Annotated in this window: 14 protein-coding genes; 13 read left to right on the forward strand and 1 reads right to left on the reverse strand. The window is 49.0% G+C overall.

All coding sequences use genetic code 11. From position 1 onward, the window contains the following. Positions 1–4 precede the first annotated feature (4 nt). Together METMA_RS0115605 and METMA_RS0115610 are read left to right on the forward strand one after the other, a co-directional pair. On the forward strand, positions 5–1,150 hold the full coding sequence (locus METMA_RS0115605) for a caspase family protein (RefSeq protein WP_020160040.1): 1,146 nt from the start codon (positions 5–7) through the stop codon (positions 1,148–1,150). Continuing rightward, positions 1,150–2,406, forward strand: coding sequence for a hypothetical protein (locus tag METMA_RS0115610; protein ID WP_020160041.1), 1,257 nt, complete (start codon positions 1,150–1,152; stop codon positions 2,404–2,406). Before METMA_RS0115605 ends, METMA_RS0115610 begins: the two co-directional genes overlap by 1 nt. A gap of 800 nt (positions 2,407–3,206) precedes the next feature. On the opposite strand, the gene METMA_RS0115615 is transcribed toward METMA_RS0115610, so the two are convergent. Then, a complete protein-coding gene (locus METMA_RS0115615; RefSeq protein WP_020160042.1) occupies positions 3,207–5,402 on the reverse strand; it encodes a hypothetical protein in 2,196 nt (731 codons plus the stop codon). 246 nt (positions 5,403–5,648) lie between these two features. Here METMA_RS0115615 and METMA_RS0115620 point away from each other — a divergent pair, with 246 nt between their 5' ends. The 11 genes from METMA_RS0115620 (at position 5,649) to METMA_RS27550 (ending at position 15,453) form a co-directional block, all read left to right on the forward strand. Next, the gene (locus METMA_RS0115620) at positions 5,649–6,074 is read left to right on the forward strand and encodes an OsmC family protein (RefSeq protein WP_020160043.1); all 426 of its coding nucleotides are present in this window, start codon (positions 5,649–5,651) and stop codon (positions 6,072–6,074) included. 255 nt (positions 6,075–6,329) lie between these two features. Continuing rightward, on the forward strand, positions 6,330–6,947 hold the full coding sequence (locus tag METMA_RS0115625) for a recombinase family protein (protein WP_020160044.1): 618 nt from the start codon (positions 6,330–6,332) through the stop codon (positions 6,945–6,947). A 27-nt stretch (positions 6,948–6,974) separates the two neighbouring features. Next, positions 6,975–7,295, forward strand: coding sequence for a WGR domain-containing protein (locus tag METMA_RS24755; protein ID WP_020160045.1), 321 nt, complete (start codon positions 6,975–6,977; stop codon positions 7,293–7,295). Next, positions 7,292–7,618: a type II toxin-antitoxin system RelE/ParE family toxin gene (locus METMA_RS0115635; RefSeq protein WP_020160046.1), complete on the forward strand. Its 327-nt coding sequence runs from the start codon at positions 7,292–7,294 to the stop codon at positions 7,616–7,618. The genes METMA_RS24755 and METMA_RS0115635 overlap by 4 nt, the downstream gene beginning before the upstream one ends. After that, complete coding sequence (locus tag METMA_RS0115640) at positions 7,615–7,902, forward strand: helix-turn-helix domain-containing protein (RefSeq protein WP_020160047.1); 288 nt, start codon at positions 7,615–7,617, stop codon at positions 7,900–7,902. The genes METMA_RS0115635 and METMA_RS0115640 overlap by 4 nt, the downstream gene beginning before the upstream one ends. Before the next feature lie 655 nt (positions 7,903–8,557). Continuing rightward, positions 8,558–9,238, forward strand: coding sequence for an IS6 family transposase (locus METMA_RS24760; RefSeq protein WP_020160049.1), 681 nt, complete (start codon positions 8,558–8,560; stop codon positions 9,236–9,238). A 63-nt stretch (positions 9,239–9,301) separates the two neighbouring features. Continuing rightward, on the forward strand, positions 9,302–9,691 hold the full coding sequence (locus METMA_RS24765; RefSeq protein ID WP_269634243.1) for a DNA/RNA non-specific endonuclease: 390 nt from the start codon (positions 9,302–9,304) through the stop codon (positions 9,689–9,691). Positions 9,692–9,881: 190 nt separating this feature from the next. Further along, positions 9,882–11,297, forward strand: coding sequence for a DUF262 domain-containing protein (locus METMA_RS0115660; protein ID WP_020160051.1), 1,416 nt, complete (start codon positions 9,882–9,884; stop codon positions 11,295–11,297). Further along, complete coding sequence (locus METMA_RS0115665; RefSeq protein WP_020160052.1) at positions 11,290–13,287, forward strand: DUF262 domain-containing protein; 1,998 nt, start codon at positions 11,290–11,292, stop codon at positions 13,285–13,287. The genes METMA_RS0115660 and METMA_RS0115665 overlap by 8 nt, the downstream gene beginning before the upstream one ends. Positions 13,288–13,769: 482 nt before the next feature. Continuing rightward, positions 13,770–14,926 (forward strand): IS3 family transposase gene (locus tag METMA_RS0115675; RefSeq protein WP_408605810.1). Its coding sequence is split into 2 segments (ribosomal slippage): positions 13,770–14,040 and positions 14,040–14,926, totalling 1,158 coding nucleotides; the frame shifts between segments, so codons are not numbered across the junction. Positions 14,927–15,021: 95 nt separating this feature from the next. After that, positions 15,022–15,453, forward strand: a complete 432-nt coding sequence (locus METMA_RS27550) for a hypothetical protein (RefSeq protein ID WP_020160055.1) — start codon at positions 15,022–15,024, stop codon at positions 15,451–15,453. The last annotated feature ends 1 nt before the right edge of the window (position 15,454 follow it).

Genomic DNA, 15,454 nt, shown 5'->3' on the forward strand with positions numbered 1-15,454 from the left:
GGCCATGGCACTAATTGAGGATAGACATCGGACGGGACCGCAGATCCATGCCTTGATCATTGGGGTAGGAGCATATCCCTACCTTCACGATCCTAAATATCAGTCTTTCCGGAACAAGCTTCCTGCCGACTTGCGCAACTTAGAACCACTGCCTTCAGCGCCCTTGTCCGCACTGGAGCTTGTCCGATGGCTGAAGTCTGAATACGACAATTCCTCGGTCCCACTTGGAACGATCGAATGTCTACTCTCTGATCCGGCCAGACCGGCAGAATTCACAGCTATGTCAGCGACAATTGACAATATTCAAGATGCCTTCGATCGTTGGTACGAACGCTGTGATGCTGATATAGGGAATACGGCTTTATTCTATTACTGTGGGCATGGCTTTATGAAAACCAGCACAGCTCTTCTGTCTGAGGATTTCGGCCATCACCCACATGAACCATTTGTTGATACGATTAACTTCGACAGCATGGAGATGGGCATGCGAGGATGCAATGCATCGACCCAGCTTTTCTTCGCTGATGCCTGCCGCCAGATTCCGCGGACGGCTCTCCAGATGATCAATGACCTTCCCTCCCGTTCTTTAGTAAGCTCATTGGCGGGTTCATTTAAAATTCGACGAATGCTACGTGCCAACGCTGCGGTCCCGAACACTCAGGCGCACACCCGCAGCGGGCAGATTACCCAATTTACTAGAGCTCTTCTCCAAAGCTTAGAAGGACAAGGTAGCGAGCGTGGCCCGGGAGGACAGTGGGTAGTCACTATCAATGGGTTAAATAACGCGATTCATGATGCGGTTGACCGCCTCCTGCTGATTCCAGGCACTCCTGACCAGAGTTGTGAGATCCGCACCGAGAAAGGCTCCAAGCATATAATTCATGTCTTGCCGGGAGTGCCTGAAGTTCCAATTCGCATTGGATGTCGTCCGAATGAAGTGATCGGATTTGCTGTGCTCTCTCTCAACCGAGTTCGTGATGCTACAGTGGTAAAAGTCCGCGTTCCGCCCCAGCCGCAACCTTGGGAATTAACTGTTCCAGCTGACCAGTATCTAGTTACCGCAAGTTTCGCAGACAACTCTTACCCCTGTAAGAGCCTTGATATTTGGGCAACTCCTCCATCCGTTACAGATAACATAGTGTTTGCCTAATGACCGCCATCGAACTGCAATACGATTCCCCTATCAAGTCTGATCTCGATCTAATGTTCGTCGATGTGATAGACCGTGACATGAATACCCTTCGAGAAGAGACCTTCTCTCCCATGAATCCGTTGCTGACCATACCAGTCGTCCCTGGTAATTATCTCGTCCGTGTTCGCAGGTCTACTGGCAAAAACTTTAGCATCCCGATTTCGGTGGAACTTAACCAGATATGTCACGTTCCACTTCGCCCTCCTGGGGAACCTTCACCGCACGAATGGCTCCATCTTCAGCATGCCTTAGAGTTGTTGCCGAAGATGCAGCAGAGAGGATCTATGATTTTCAAAGCCCCACTCCGCAAGCAGACTTTATGGGCACGTCTCTGGGTCTATACAGATCCTAATACGAGGATGTGGGCGGAATACCCTTGGGCCGAATTGCACTCCGAGGCGGATGAAAGTTTCATCAACCTGTCTTTCCTAGGCCAATCCCAGACCCTAAGTATCATTCAGTGCGGGGGCGAGACTGTGCCTTGGCGAGCGGTCGCACTACCTCCAGTACCCGAGCGCCTTGAGATCGTTTTCTCCCCATCTCAGCTCGATGCCGAGTTATCGGGGGGGATGAATCTTGTGGTATCTCGGCAGGACCCAGATACAGAATTACTGCTCAAGGCTCTGAGTTCTGTAGGACCCAATTCCTCCGAACAGATGTTGGAGTATCTAATGGAAGCAAAGACTCCACTCTCGGAATCACTCTTTTCTGGAAAGTTTGAAGATCCGGTAACCGCAGTTATTGTCGGCTACTTCCTATTGCGAAACGATGCCTTCGATTGTATTCATAGCTGGGCCGATAATCTCGCAAGCACCTTCGAGTGGTTTCCCGATGGGGCAATTATCCATGCTTGGCAACTCCTGGCCGACCCAAACCACCGCAGCCCTCAACGGTCTCGTGAGAGGCTACTCGAGGCTGTCCGTCGAGGCTTACCAGTTTACACCGAAGGGCTTCGCTTACTACGCGATGGCCTAACCTACTTTGCTCGTTTACATGATTGGCAGGGACAGCAACCATTTGCTGGTGAGGAGGATGTAGATGTCCAATCTGCTCTCATTACAATTCAACCTTACCTTGCAGCGGCAGACTGGAATCAGCCACAGACCACTTTCTTTGGACGTACACCGATGGCCCCATCGCTCAAGCCAGTCAAAGGTATTCCAGTAACACATGAGGAATTATTCATTTTTCGTCTTTCTCTAAAAGATTTCTGAAGTTGTCGTTCAGTCAGCTTGGTGTTATAACCATTCTGCCTGTACAATCAAGTCAGCTATAGTAAAGCCAAGATAAAAAAATCGGGCTTCCTCAAAATAGGGGTTTTGTTATCAGGGGTTCTAAGCCCTGACCCTGGAAATATTGGAAAGCCATTAAATTCAATGAACTAATATGAAATATCGACCAATTTGACGCCAAAAACTATAAATAACTCGCTTACGAAACAGTATTCACGGTTTTAGAACTCAGCATTTCATAACTTTCCGGTTTTCGATGCTTGGTCCTGTGTGTTCACCACGGCTGGAAGTGGCATTTCTATTCATGGCGACATTAAAACTTTCCGGGTTATGGCCGTTTTACGGAAAGTTGCAAAGCAAAACTCTTTTTCAGATGATCGATAACTTGCTGTATTTATTAACGTTACAAAATTTCTGGGGTTAGGGCTTAGAACCCCTGATTGGCTCAAATTGTTCACGATTGCCCCGGGGAGTCGCTACTTTGCCGCTTGTTATGGGGCATCCATGTCCCACAACAAGCGGCAAAAATCACGCGACCGCTATTGCCTTTGGCGACCTCGATTCGTCCGCGTCCCCCTCGTTTCGATTCAACAAAAGGGCGAAACTTAGGCTCTGCATGACTTGACGCCGTTTCGCGATGCCGGGCAGGTTTTCTCCGCTTCGCTCCGAAACCCCCGCCCGGCGCTACGGCTATCGGGGACTAAAAATCTTCACTTCGCTCACGCTCAGTTTCCAAGATTTTCAGCGGCAGTCCCCAAAGCGGCGGGCCAACTCACAGAGCGTCATTGCAGAGTATTTGGTTCGGGCTTAGTCGGCCCTGGTTGATCCCCTTCTTTTTCTGCATTCAACGGGATTTCTGCATATGCGGCTTCAGCATCTCGGTGAATGGCCCGCAAGTCCATTATGTAGTTCTGGAGTGCTATTGTTACTCTACCAATCCGTATTCGCCTGATGAAAGGCTGCAGTTGTTCAAGCTGCATGCGAACTATAGTCTCACCCTGCAGATAGTCGGTTAAGTCGGCTGCGTGGAATTCATTGCTGCGCCAGAATCTTAGAGTCGAAGCGCCCGAGCGGCGGATTTCCCCGCGCAGAAGAACATTTATGAGCTCATGCGCTTGCCGTACTGGATGATCACCTATTCGGTACCCAGTAAATACGCGATTAGCTGTGATGATGCCGGTGTGAACTTTGTCAGTGATCTGCACATCCCAACCAAGCCAAGCAAACAGTTGAGCTTGGTTATTCGGCACCCGCAACCATGCCAAACGGATATCCAACTGCTCGTTAGCCGTCTTGATGTGTTCAAAGCTAGTCCGAATTTCGTGGGACGAGCAAGGGTGGAACGAATTCTTGCACTCAAAGACGAACAATACCTCATCACGCCAGCAGAGGATATCTGTTTCCCTTTTCCCGTTAATATTGTACGTAAACTGCTGGCGTACCTTAAATCCAGCATCAGTTAATGCCTTCACCACCGCCTCTTGCATCGGATCCACTTCTCCTACCAAAGTAACCCTGAGATTGTTACTGATAGCGATATTGCGGACCAGATTTGCGCGCGCAATCAATCCTGGTGCAATGACGTAGTGACTCCCAATCTTGATTAATGGCCGATACTGCACGTCTATAAACTTCTGGTCTTGTTCGAGCGTTATCAGTCGAACTGCTTCTTCGGCTTTATCTCTTGGCAGTATATACTCGAGTATCTGGATAAGCTGATCGTGGCGAATCGCTGGCAGGACGGAGCGCATTCGTAGCTTTCTCTGGCACTGTATGTCTTGGATACTCCTCAGTTTCTCGTTGAATGCTTCGCTGATGAAACTGAATAAGCGTTGAACTTTTAAGATATCTAATACGGTTAGATTCGGAGCCACTAGCAGCGAGTGCGCGTTATCTAGTTGAAAATTCTCTATACCAATACCCATGAGGCCGATAAGTTCCTCTGCAAAGAAGCCATCGGTTGTAATTAGCGCAAAGAACTCGCTCTCATTAGGCATCAGAAATACAAGGCGTTCTATTGGATCCGTCTTTAGTAAGAATAGCTCGCCCATACCGGCCTGGAAGGCATATGCTATGCAGTTCTCCATCGTCGGTAGGTCCCGCCCGTCCTCTTGATATAGCTTCAAAACCTCTTGTGCGCGTATAGTGACTTGGATTTCGCTTTGAATGTATCCAAGACGGATTGATTTCTCCAGCATGTTGTCTGTCGAAAATACTTTAAGAGTTGTACCATCCAGCACGATTTCGTAAGGTAAACCGTCGATGAGCGTCTCGACTTCAAACAGCTCGTTGAGACGGGCCGCGTCAATCAACAATCCAGCGTAAGTGCTTTCGAAAGGTCGAGCCAATTGCTCGTCAACGTGCATCCACATTTCGGGAACGATCCCAAATTCTTCGCGGATGAGATGCAAAAGGTAAGAAAACGCTTGAGAGAGCTCTTCAGCGCTCCAATGCTCGAGATTTTCAGAGCTTTCGTCCTGGTAACCCACCCAATTTTGGACAAAAAGCTCATTGACAATGACCAGCAACGTCTTGAGCACAATTTTCTTTCGCGCTTGAAGCCGACTCAGCATTTTGCCTCTAAGTCGATACGCCTCAGGCGCGGCAGCGAGTAATGCCTGGACTGAGTGCAGGTACTTGGCCCTGTCCTCTCTGAGCTGCAGTTGTGGGAGCAACTGCAATGAGGCATCCACTGCTTTCGAAAGTGCTCCAGAGCGAAACTTATACCGGGATGCTCTAAAAAGTCCTTGGCGACGAATCCGCGCTACGGTGCTGTCGGCATCCCATAAAAGCAGAGCCAGAGTGATAGCAACAGCCTTCTGGTGCTGGTTGTGTTCTAGATGGGTTGCTAGTGCTTCTAGGGCGCTCTTAGCGTCCGACTTGGTAGCAGTTGGCGCTTGAGCGACTTTTGCTGCTGCAACAATATCTGCACATGTTCTATATTTGATAAGTTCATCTGCCAGCTCCTGAATTTTCAAGTGTCCTCCTTGCAATAGTGCCTCAACTTATTATACCCCAAAAATCACGTTTAAAACTGCACCTCTTTCTGATGAAGGGCGCAAGTAAGAATAACCACAAATTGCAGGCGGCAAGAGAGGTCTGCTTTTGGCACATAGCGGCTATTAGCCCAGCAATGGAACCTTTCCAAACCTCATCGCATCAAAATTTCACAAAAACTGGCGTTAAACTCCAAAATCATTATTCAATGTCAGAGAGAATCCAATATGGCCACAACTCGTATCGCGCATACTGTTTGGGAGGGAGAACTGCTCAAAGGTAGTGGCGTCATCTCCTTCGACTCGTCCGGCATCGGACAGTACCCGGTTTCCTGGCCATCCCGCGCAGAACAGGCTAATGGCAAGACCAGCCCCGAAGAACTGATTGCTGCCGCCCATTCCAGCTGCTTTTGCATGGCACTATCCCACGGACTGACGGGTGCGGGTACGCCACCGAGCCGGCTGGAGGCCAAGGCCGAGGTCACTTTCCAGCCGGGTGAGGGCATCACTGGCATTCACCTCACGGTCCAGGGCGAGGTGCCCGGCTTGGACGAGAAGGGGTTCATCGCGGCGGCTGAGGACGCCAAGAAAAACTGCCCGGTTAGCCAGGCGCTTGCAGGGACAACGATCACACTATCCGCTGAGCTCGCCTAACGTCGGCTCCGGCACGCCTATATCGCTAGTCCGGCTTAACATTTTCTGCCAACCGACAACCTTCGTCTGGTGACACAAATAGAAAAATTTTGCTCGCAGGATCTGTAAGGCCAGCGCAAGCTATTAGCCACAGGATAAAACTGGCCAATTTAAATGGCTAAATAACCGGTAGCCAAGTTACATTGCTTTTTCATCATATTGGCCACATGCGTTATAGTTAGCCAATTTCAGTATACCCATTTTGACCACCACCCTATGAAAGTTGCCCGTCTCTATCTGCGCGTCAGTACCGATGAACAAGACCTTACCCGACAAACCGACATTGTGCACAGCGCCCGGGCGCAAGGTTATTACATCGCCGGTATCTACCGGGAAAAAGCCTCGGGCGCTCGTGCGGATCGGCCCGAGCTATTGCGTATGATTGCGGATCTGCAACCGGGTGAAGTCGTGGTGGCTGAGAAAATGGACCGCATCAGCCGACTCCCTTTGGCCGAAGCCGAGCAATTGGTCGAATCCATCCGGGCCAAAGGGGCGAAGTTGGCCGTGCCGGGCCTGGTTGATTTATCCGACTTCGCGGCGGAGGCCGATGGGGTGGCCAAGATCGTTCTGGAGTCGGTGCAGGAGCTCTTGCTCAAATTGGCTTTGCAAATGACGCGTGATGACTATGAGACTCGCCGCGAGCGACAGCGCCAGGGTGTTCAGCTGGCCAAAGCCGCTGGCAGGTATGCCGGCCGTATAGCGGATACCACGACCCATCAGCGTATTGTTGCCTTGCGTGGCGCTGGCCATACGATCAAGAGAATCGCTGAACTGGCCGGCTGTAGTGAAAGCCAGGTCAAGCGCATATGGGCGGATCATAAGGCCAGCGCCTAGACTATACGGTATAAGCTTAGGTCAGTCATGAAACCCATTTACCTGGAACGGCATGAGTCGGACAAGAACCTGCACCGGTTTTACCAACTGCATGTCACGCCCGGCATCTTCGAGGACTGGGCCTTGGTCCGGGAATGGGGCAGGGTAAATTCGCCAGGTACTGTGCGCAAGGATTGGTTTGCTACCGAGGACGAGGCAATAGCCGCTGGTGAGGTGTTCCGTGTTAATAAAGAGAAAAACGGTTATCGCACAGTATTAGCTATACTCACGGCCATGACCTCACTCACTTCACCTGGCGTTTTTAGCCGCTTGGCTTTTTATATCAATATGGATATAATTTTTCCATGAAACCGATTCGATTCCTCGGCGACTCACTCAAGTGCTTGCGTGAGTTTCCGGACAACGCTCGGCAAGATGCCGGCTACCAGTCAGACAAAGTCCAACAGGGCCAGCAGCCGGATGACTTTAAGTCGATGCCGGCCATTGGTAGCGGAGTCGAAGAAATCAGGGTGTGGGACGAAACCGGCACGTTTAGGGTCATCTATGCCGCTCGTCGACAGGATGCGGTCTATGTCCTGCACACTTTCCAAAAGAAAACAGCCGCGACGTCGAAGCGCGACCTGGACATCGCGAAGGCCCGCTTTGCACAATTGTTAAGAGGTGAGACATGAAGACAACGTCAAACGAAACTTATGCCAGTGTCTGGGATGCCATTACCGATACACCGGCGGAAGCGGCAAACTTGCGCGTGCGTGCCGAGCTGATGAATAAGATTGCCACGATTGTGGCCGCAAAAGGTTGGACACAGGCGGAAGCGGCGGCGCAGTGCGGCGTGACGCAACCCCGCGTCAACGATTTGCTGCGCGGCCGCCTCTCCCGCTTTTCGCTTGATGCCCTCGTGAACATAGCCGCAGCATTGGGCCTGCGTGTGCATATCGAGCTGGAAGCAGCCTGATCCGTCTCCTACTCATACGCTGTACCGGCGTTCCAAATCCGTCGCGATCCGGGCCGAAGATCTGAACTTTGCCGATGACGGCTCCGGCAGCGGCTATCTATATAATAAGGAGTAAAACCGACTCGACCGGCGCTGTAATTACTTTCCAAAGTCGATGTCAGTATGTTGCAAATCATCGAAGTCGACGTCAGCACGTCGCAAAAAATGGGTAAACCCAGATCATATGATCAGGATCTGCTGCATACTGCTCCTGTCGCTTAAACGTTCGATTAGGTGACAGTGTGCCGCAAAATGGCTGAGTCGTCAAAATACGTCACTTAACCCGTCATTTATAGTAAGGCATGCAAAGGGTTGAGAATAGATATAATGTGACACAGAATCGATGGATGCCAAGTGACAGGTTTGGTTAATTGCAGTTATTTTTTGTCTCAAACTCGTGCCAAATGATAATTGGGCAATTTCAAATACAGATCGTTACAACTCAGACTCTCTCTTATGTAGAGAGGTTATGAGATAAACAAGAATGGGGGCAGATGGTTACTGATCAGCATGTGGCTAGTAGTCCTGCTCACATAGCGGGTTCTGTTGCGTTAGCAGAGAGATCGTCGTTTTCGGTAAGCTATTGCGCTCAACCAGCACCGCGTAAATTACTCTCATGATCGATTTCAAAGGCCACCGCATCGAAAAAGCCATCATTCTGACCTGCGTCCGCTGGTATCTGGCTTACCCACTCAGCTATCGGAACCTGAAGGAAATGATGCGCGAGCGTGGGATCGAAGTCGACCATTCCAACATTTACCGCTGGGTCCGGAAGTTCACGCCGAAGCTGGAGGCCGTTTTCCGGAAAGGCAACAAGCGCCCGGTCGGCAAGAGCTGGCGAGCAGACGAGACGTACATCAAAATCAAGGGCCAGTGGCGCTATCTCTATCGTGCCGTCGACCGGGATGGCCAAACCATTGACTTCCTGCTGACGGCCCACCGCGACAAGCAGGCCGCTCTGCGCTTTTTCAGGAAAGCCATTCGGCAGCATGGCCTGCCGGATAAGGTCACGATCGACCAGAGCGGTGCCAATAAGTCCGCTCTTGATGCACTCCAGGAAGAAACCGGCCATGCGTTCGAGATCCGCCAGAGCAAATACTTGAACAATTTAGTTGAGCAGGACCACCGGGCCATCAAAACGATCATCAGGCCCATGCTCGGCTTCAAAACCTTCAACTCGGCCTATTGCACTTTGTGTGGAATTGAACTGATGCACATGATAAAGAAAAGACAGATGACCTCGACCGAAGGACACATTCTCTCGGTCGCTGAACAGTTCTATTCCTTGGCCGCTTAATTCCATCAGCCGATACTCCTTCTGCGCCTAGCGAAAATTAACGCAACAGAACCGACCAACATCCTGCCGCAGGCCGCCAATATGAATAGGGGTGCCTGGCTGCTGACTGAGGAAATCGTAGAGTGTTACCGCGATATCGACGAGTTGCTGGTGATCGGCGGTGTGATCTGGGGCGACAACCCGAGCGATGACTATTTTGTGAAATCGCATGGCGTTAAAACGCCGGACGCGTTCTGGAAAGTGATCATTCGCGGTGCCGGCCAAGACGAGCGGGCGATCGCCTGGATCGTGCCGAACACGCCGGAGGCCACGAAGAAAAACCTGGACCGGTATCTGGTCAGCGTTGATGAGCTGGAGCGCGTGACTGGCGAAAAAATACCGCTAGCTGACTATGCGAAACACGACAAACCGGCAGTCTCATGGCTGATTCCAAAAGGGTGCAACAAGGGGTGATAACCATGAGCTCCATCAAAAACGCCCACATATTGTTCAGAGGGGGCGTTGTGAGCTACTTCGTTAATGTCCCGTTTGATTTGAGCAACGCCTATGTCGCCGCGGCAATAACGTTTACGCAAAGATAAACGGGTAAAATAAGGTTAGTATGATGCAAATAGCACATTTTAATGGATGCAGGGAGGTATAAGTGGCCCAGGCGCTTGATAAGGAGATTCTGACCGTTAGTCAGCTGCTGAAAAAACCGGGCTTGAAGATACCGGCTTATCAACGCCCCTATAAGTGGACGGTGAGCAATGTAAACCAGCTGTTTCAGGATATGGATACCCATCAACATAAAACCGCTTACCGGTTTGGCACCCTGGTGTTTCATCGCGATCAAGCCGATGCATCTATTTTTAATATTGTGGATGGGCAGCAACGCACCCTAACTTTAGTGATGGTGGTGTGGGTCATTATTCAGGAACGTTGGATAGGATTGCAACGGCAGGATCTGGCCGATCAACTGGATGCGTTGGAAGCGCCATTAAAGACATTTATGGTGGAGCAGCAGTTTGAGAGCAAAATCAGCCAGCGCAATCTCCATCAGAATGCCATGGAAATTAAACGGCTAGTTTGTCGGGCGGATTTCACCGAACAGCATATCGACTTTTTGTTGAATCGCTGTGAGGTGGTGACATTTACGCTCAAGGATATTTCCGAAGCCTTTCAATTCTTTGATTCACAGAATGCCCGTGGCCGCGATCTGGCGCCGCACGACTTGCTCAAGGCCTATCACCTGCGTGAATTCAGTGATCAGGAGCATGCACTGAAAGCCAAAACAGTTGCCAGTTGGGAGAACCTGCAAAGTGATGAGCTGGCAGCACTGTTTGCGGAGTACCTCTACCGCATTCGCCGTTGGGCTTTGGGCTACTCGGCCCGTTATTTTGGCAAGCAAGATGTAGCGCTGTTTAAAGGTGTCAATATTGATCAGGTTGCGCGCTATCCCTACGTGGAGCCACTGCGTATTGCCCACCACTATGTCGATGACTATAACAGCCAGTACCATCGTAAAATCGACGGACAGTTTAAACCGTTCCCGTTTCATCTGGATCAGATGATCATCAACGGCCGTCGCTTCTTTGAAATGACGGCTTACTACCAGCAGCAGGTAAAAGCGGTTATTAGCGCCGAGCACGGCAGCAGTAATCAATTCATGGGCACAGAGCTCAGTGAACAGGCACAACAGATTCTTAAGGTTCTGAACAGTTATTCGGCCAGGCATAGACCCGGTGATAAATATATCCGCGTAATGTTTGACTGTGCCTTGGTATTTTATTGGGACAAATTTGGCAGAGCTGAACTTTCAAGAGCCGTAGAAAAGCTGTTTATCTGGGCTTATTCGTTACGCATCAAACAGCAGGTAATGCAGTTGGCCACCATGGATAACTATGTATTGGAGAAGAATCTGTTTCGCCGAATAAAAGATGCGACTTTGCCCTCAGAAGTATTAAATCTGCCGCTTGCCACATTAAGCGACGCTGAAAATAAAAATAACCGGCGAAAAAATAATGCCGCGAAAGACCCCTTGGTAAAACTGTTTAAAGCGATGAATTACTATGAGTAATGCGATAACGGAGTTCTCAATTAAACAGCTACTCAGCGACAAGATTGATTACATGGTGCCTATGTACCAGCGTAACTATGCTTGGGAAGAAGGAGAAATAACGCAACTGATACAGGATATAGTGGACTATCAACAGCAGGGGCATCAGCGTTATTACATCGGCACTTTGGTTGTGTTCAGGCGTAAGGATGGCAGCCTCGAAGTGATTGATGGTCAGCAACGTTTTACTACGCTTTCACTGTTGGCGATCTACTTGAAGAATCTGGGCTATTCACAACAAACGCCTCAGGGAAGACCTTCTGTCAAATACCCTGCCATGGATTGGTATGAAAACGTCAATATTGGGTTTGAAAGCCGACCTAAATCCACAGAGACATTTACGGCGCTCAGCCAGCGTGTGTCTATTCATCATTTGAATAACGATGCCTATAACGAAGGTATTGTGAACGGCTATGAGCTGTTGGCTAAGGCTGTCAGTCAGATTAATGAGATCAGTTTGAAAGTATTTGCTGATTATTTGTTTGAGAGTGTCAAAATCATGCGGGTGGAGGTACCTGCAGATACGGATCTTAATCACTACTTTGAGGTGATGAACAATCGTGGTGAGCAGCTCGAAAAACATGAGGTGCTGAAGGCTAAGATGATGGCAGTATTGAATAAGATCAAGGATGAAGATGATCGGCAAGTGAGTGTTCAAGGTTTACAGCGAATCTGGGAAGCCTGTGCCAATATGGAACGCTATATTCAGTATGGTTTTTCATCAAACGAGAGGCATGATCTGTTTGGTAAAAACGACTGGGGACAGTTCGAGGCAGAAGATTTTGATGATGTTGTACAGTATTTGGGTGAAGGTTCGGCATCTTCAAATTCTTATAACTTATTGCAGATTCTTAGTGGGCGGCCGGTAACAACGGGAGAGGATCAGGAAAGTCGTAATGAGGAATTGCCCGATAGGTTTAACAGTGTCATCAATTTCTCCAACTTCCTGCTGCATGTGTTGAGGGTGTATACCGCAGAAGATATTGCGCTGGATGACAAGCAGTTGATAAACCAATTTGAAGAGTATCTTCTCAATAAAAATGATCCTGTGGCTGAGGTTAAAGAATTCACGTTTGCCCTTTTAAAATGTAAGTTTCTTTTTGATCAATACATCATTAAGCGTGAGTACGCGCAAGGGACAGACGCATGGAGCTTAAAACGCTTAAAATGGTATTCCGCTAAGAGCGTTAGTTTCATCAACAGCTTTGATGATAATGAAGATGGTTATGAGGGGATAAACCGGCAGATTCTTATGCTGCTGTCTGCGCTTCATGTATCTACGCCCACGCTGGTTTATAAGCATTGGTTGAATGCAGTGCTGTATTTTCTTTATTATGAAGGGGCTATTGACCCTCAGAACTACCTTGATTATTTATCCAACCTGGCCAGACGTTTTATATTTGACCGTTTTCTGTCACGTGATGAAGGCAGTTCATACTATGAAATGATTTATCAACAGAAGGATGATTATTTTCCCACGAACCGGAAACGGAATCATCTTGATATGGATAGTCTGTGTTTTGGCCAGATAGAGAACAATTTTGTTTTTAATTATCTGGATTATCTGCTTTGGCTGGAACGCAAAGATCAAGATCCTGTCGTGAAGGAATTTGAGTTTACCTTTCGTAGCTCCGTCGAGCATTTTTATCCTCAGCACCCGATGGAAGGCCATCCCGTGCTGGAAAGCGATGCCTTACATAAGTTCGGTAACTTATGTTTGATCAGCCACAGTAAAAACTCCCGTTTAAGTAATTTCCCTCCTAAAGCCAAGATGGCACATTTTGCCGCGGGCATTACAGAGAAATCCGTTGATAGTCTGAAGCTTTACGAGATGATTAAGCTTCTCAGAGACAATGATGATTGGAGTGAAGAGGAAATTGAGAAGCATGGTAACGACATGATAGAGCTTCTACTTGCTTCTACAGCTGTTAGAAATAGACAAGGAAAATGAAATGAGCAAACAGGACGCTTTCAGTGGTTTTTGGAAAGCCGCCATAGAATTGGTCACCTCGAAGAACTGATCTCCTCCATCAAAAATGGATAGGTCAAGAAGAGAGTAATTGTTTAGAATCGGCTTAAATCCTATCACCTGAACGCTGGCGTGAAGGGCAGTCTTCTGGCTCTTATTAGCCATCGATCTGGAATTATTGATCGACGGTTATTGGCACAACTACGTCAGTCAATCGACAGGCAAAAAGCGACCCATCCGAGACATTGAAGGATTTTCATTCTATCAGCTAGAACAGTGAGCTGCCGTTCAACGATAAGCCATTTGTTCAACATTAAACATAATAACCCATAATAAGAGGATTACACTTGGTTCAATCATGCCACCAATTCTGATTGAAAAACCGTCACCTGTTCCCATTGATATGGCTACACTAAACCGGACACACAATTTAAAATAAAGTGAACAGAGAACGTGTGCCCAAAATGAATCAAGAAAAACAAAAAATCTATAGTGCGGAATTCAGAGCGTCAGCCGTTAAACTGGCGAACGAGTCGGACCAGTCGATTGCTCAGACCGCTAAGGACCTCGGCATCAATGTCAATACGTTGCATACCTGGATCAGCAAATATAGCCGGCCCAAAACCAGCGACAAAGCGGTACGCACTGACGAGCACCTTTACGATGAATTAAAGCGGCTGAAGAAAGAGGTCGCTCGACTCACTGAGGAGCGTGATTTATTAAAAAAGGCGGCGGCGTACTTTGCCAGGGAACAACGGTGAAGTACGCCTGGATCAAGCAACATACGAATGACTTTTCAGTGGATGCGATGTGTCGGTTCCTGAAGGTGTCCCGTAGCGCTTATTATGCCTGGTTACAGCGCGGACAAACAGAGGCCGAGAAAGACGATGCCGCTTTGACGAGCCTCATCCGCACCGAGTTTGACAAAAGCCGGGCGACCTATGGCACTCGGCGCCTGAAGCATATATTGCTCGGCCATCAGCGGACGGTGAGCCGGCGGCGCATAGGCCGTTTGATGCGGGAAGCCAATCTGGCCTGTAAATCCAAACGCAAATTCAAGGCGACTACGAATTCCCAGCATGATCTACCCATTGCACCGAACCATCTGGACCGTCAATTTACCGTGAATCAACCTAATCAGACTTATGTCGGCGACATCACCTACGTTCATACTCAGGAAGGCTGGCTATATCTGGCGGTGGTGATTGATCTGTTTTCCCGACAAGTGGTCGGTTGGTCGATGGCCGAGCACATGCGGGCCAAGCTGGTGAATGATGCGCTCTTGATGGCTATTTGGCAGCGCAAGCCCAACAAAGGCTTGTTATGGCATACCGATCGCGGCAGTCAATATGCCTCGGAAAGCCATCGGGCACTATTAGCCCGGCATGGCGTAAGGCAAAGCATGAGCCGTAAGGGAAACTGCTGGGATAACAGTGTTTCAGAAAGCTTCTTCCATACCTTGAAAACCGAGCTGGTGCATCATCAGACCTATCAAACCCGGGCTGAGGCTAGGCAGGCGATATTTGAGTATATTGAAGTCTTTTACAACCGCGAGCGGCTCCATTCAGCCAATGGCTATAGGTCGCCCGTGGATTACGAATTGCTGCATAAAGCGGCTTAACCGTGTGTCCGGAAAAGTGTTGACACATCAGATATAGCCCCGAGAATATTGACGGATGTTCGTCCTTTCAACGGGATATCTTTGCCGTACTCAGAATGGCTAGCGAGTTGCTTGGAATAGACTGGGGCAAGGACTCTAAGGACTTCCCCAAACTCTCTGAAGCTATCAGAACCGAACTCGATGATATGGAGTTTGGATTTAAGGATTTGGGGCGCATCAAAAAGGCATTGACCCATGCACCAGGAGAGCAAGTACAGCAGTTAGTTGATGTTGCGTTGAGCAATGCCAATGAACCGGTCACGATCCTGCCCGATAACGGTCATCTTTATGTCAAGGTTGAAACATCCAAAAAAGACTCGAACAAATTGATGGTGGCCTTTACCGGTATCGGCGGGACATTCATGGCGTTCTACGACAAGGAACAACGTAGTTTTGTTTATGGAAATGCCCCTCGTGCCCGTTCTTCCGTCAATTACCGGGATGAAGAGGAAAGCCAATTCGAGATCGGGATAGGGATCAGAATCTAGC

Source organism: Methylobacter marinus A45 (genome assembly GCF_000383855.1).
Taxonomy (GTDB): domain Bacteria; phylum Pseudomonadota; class Gammaproteobacteria; order Methylococcales; family Methylomonadaceae; genus Methylobacter; species Methylobacter marinus.